The 2047-nt window shown below is 36.5% G+C and carries 4 protein-coding genes, 1 tRNA gene and 1 pseudogene; 3 read left to right on the plus strand and 3 right to left on the minus strand.

Features of this window, described 5'->3' with window-relative positions; genetic code table 11:
* Window positions 1–74 precede the first annotated feature (74 nt).
* Both J582_RS24800 and J582_RS24805 read right to left on the minus strand, forming a co-directional pair.
* Window positions 75–518, minus strand: a complete 444-nt coding sequence (locus J582_RS24800) for a DUF2726 domain-containing protein (protein ID WP_022575352.1) — start codon at window positions 516–518, stop codon at window positions 75–77.
* A 56-nt stretch (window positions 519–574) separates the two neighbouring features.
* Window positions 575–650, minus strand: a tRNA-Asn gene (locus tag J582_RS24805).
* A 49-nt stretch (window positions 651–699) separates the two neighbouring features.
* On the opposite strand from J582_RS24805, the pseudogene J582_RS26910 reads away from it, so the two are divergent.
* Together J582_RS26910 and J582_RS24810 are read left to right on the plus strand one after the other, a co-directional pair.
* A pseudogene (locus J582_RS26910) lies at window positions 700–844 on the plus strand (hypothetical protein); the annotation flags it as partial.
* 41 nt (window positions 845–885) lie between these two features.
* Window positions 886–1314: a hypothetical protein gene (locus J582_RS24810; protein ID WP_031981994.1), complete on the plus strand. Its 429-nt coding sequence runs from the start codon at window positions 886–888 to the stop codon at window positions 1312–1314.
* 14 nt (window positions 1315–1328) lie between these two features.
* Here J582_RS24810 and J582_RS24815 read toward each other — a convergent pair whose 3' ends face one another.
* On the minus strand, window positions 1329–1766 hold the full coding sequence (locus tag J582_RS24815; protein WP_016804927.1) for a PaaI family thioesterase: 438 nt from the start codon (window positions 1764–1766) through the stop codon (window positions 1329–1331).
* A gap of 125 nt (window positions 1767–1891) precedes the next feature.
* Here J582_RS24815 and J582_RS27430 point away from each other — a divergent pair.
* Window positions 1892–2047 (plus strand): GFA family protein (locus J582_RS27430; protein ID WP_416202109.1); only part of this gene is annotated, 156 nt, incomplete at its 3' end.

Consider the following 2047-nt stretch of genomic DNA (forward strand, 5'->3'; position numbering starts at 1 on the left):
GCAACGTATAGAAATGGAAAAAAGAATAGCTGAAAAAGAGGCTGCAAATTCAGATAAGAAATAGCATTAGCTGTTCAATGAATATCTCTTTGTAGTTGGCGTACGCTCGGTATGCTTGTATAACGTTTTACGATATATCCGGCTTCTGTCAGCATTTGATCGCGTAGACGGTCTTCTTCTGCTTTTTCAAGATGAGTAGGGTCATCTAACTCAATAATAGCAATTACTTCCATTTTGTCATTAAGCAAAACAAAGTCGGTAACTTTACGATTGAACTGGCTACGAACCTTATAGTCATTGCTGGTGATTAATGCGCTAAACGCCACTTGAGCTAAAACATGGCAAGCTGGGAAACTCTGTTTTAGACGTATAAACATTTGAGTTTCAAAATTAGTAATGACAGGACGAGCAAAGAATTTTTGTTTTGGGAATAAATAGGGACGTAAACAAACAACAAGAAAAATACAGGTGCTTAAGCAACCTAAAATAATAAAAAATAAGTGACTCGATTCGAACATGTGACAACATCATACAAATAAAAACCCACTCGTAATGAGTGGGTTTTTAAGAATCTTGGCTCTCCCACCTGGGCTCGAACCAGGGACCTGCGGATTAACAGTCCGTCGCTCTACCGACTGAGCTATGGGAGAATCTGCATGCGATTATAAGGAGATTTTGACAAGGGTCAAGTGAAAATCGTCATGTTTCCTTCATTTTTGTGTTGTATGCTTCTTATTTGATCAAGTTGAGTAGCGAGGATATAAATTACTTGCACTTTAAAAACTCAATTGCTAGATTCAAAAAAGAACAAGCGTTTGGAGTAATCCAAACAGTGTGGATTTAAACCAACTTGCCAGCACTAAAATGGCTAAATCGGAGATAAGTATGAAAACACTTACTGTTGCTTCTATTTTTTCTAATTTTGATTTTTATCAACGCAATTATCTTAATATTTTAAATCAACCAGAATCTTATTACACACTTGTAGAAGATGCATGGATCAATGCTTTTCCATTTAAAAAGCAGGACTTGTACTTAGGTGACTTATTACAACTCTGGTTTAGTTTAAAATGGGATGCGCATACTTCACTGAAAGTTTTAAAGTGTTCCAAGTTACTAGATCAATCTAAACCCCTCTATATTTTCCAGCTCGAAGGCGAATTATTACTAGGTAAAAATAAAGTCTTAGCTTGGTCTACTCAGCATAATGAAGTGGTCGAGCTTCAACTTAAGAATATTTGGGCACTCTATGTGATTGCACAAACTTGTGACCGTCCAGATCTTCCTGACTTAATAAAAAAGGCAGCCATTTAAAGCTGCCTTAGTTTTCATGGTCGAATGATCATGCAGGTTGCTGTTGCATACGCATAAAGTTTACCTTCTTCATCAATAATTTTACCTTCGGAAATACCTAAGTTTTTACTTAAATTAATGACTTTACCAGTGGCAATTAAAGCCTGATTTTGAGGAATAGGGCGGCACATTTTCACGTTAAGGTCGATGGTGCCATAACCTACACCTGCAGGTAACATCGTATGGACAGCACAGCCAGTCACCGAGTCTAGGACTGTTGCTGCAAAACCACCATGTACACCACCTAATGGGTTTAAGTGATTATGATCTGCTTGTGCTTTGAAAGTCACACATCCTTCAGAAATTTCAGTAGGTTGCATTGGAATAGTTTTGCTTATACTGGCAGGTGGAATGTGACCTTCAATCATGGCTTGTAAAAATTCGAGGCCTGTCATTTCCATAGGATTTTTCATTTTTTGAGTCCTTCAGTAATTAAGTTCTAAAATGGAACTTGATGTTAAATTAGGCGTTAAAATGCATATTGTCAAGTTGGCGAGTATAAGAAATATGACTATTTTATAGTTTATGAACTTGTAAAATGTGGTTGAGTAGAATATTTTATAACCCTAAAAATATAAACTTCTTGTGGAAAATAATAATGAACGGTCAGTGTCTATGCGGTGAAACAACTTTTGAAGTTGAACTAAAAAATCATGATGTACATGCTTGCCATTGTTCGATGTGTCGTAGACAA

Source organism: Acinetobacter sp. 1566109 (assembly GCF_000582255.1).
In the GTDB taxonomy this organism is placed as follows: domain Bacteria; phylum Pseudomonadota; class Gammaproteobacteria; order Pseudomonadales; family Moraxellaceae; genus Acinetobacter; species Acinetobacter nosocomialis.

What these genes read in the sequence shown, in the direction of transcription:
- J582_RS24800 (WP_022575352.1), bottom strand. Translation starts at nt 518, where the DNA reads ATGTTCGAATCGAGTCACTTATTTTTTATTATTTTAGGTTGCTTAAGC.
- J582_RS24810 (WP_031981994.1), top strand. Translation starts at nt 886, where the DNA reads ATGAAAACACTTACTGTTGCTTCTATTTTTTCTAATTTTGATTTTTAT.
- J582_RS24815 (WP_016804927.1), bottom strand. Translation starts at nt 1,766, where the DNA reads ATGAAAAATCCTATGGAAATGACAGGCCTCGAATTTTTACAAGCCATG.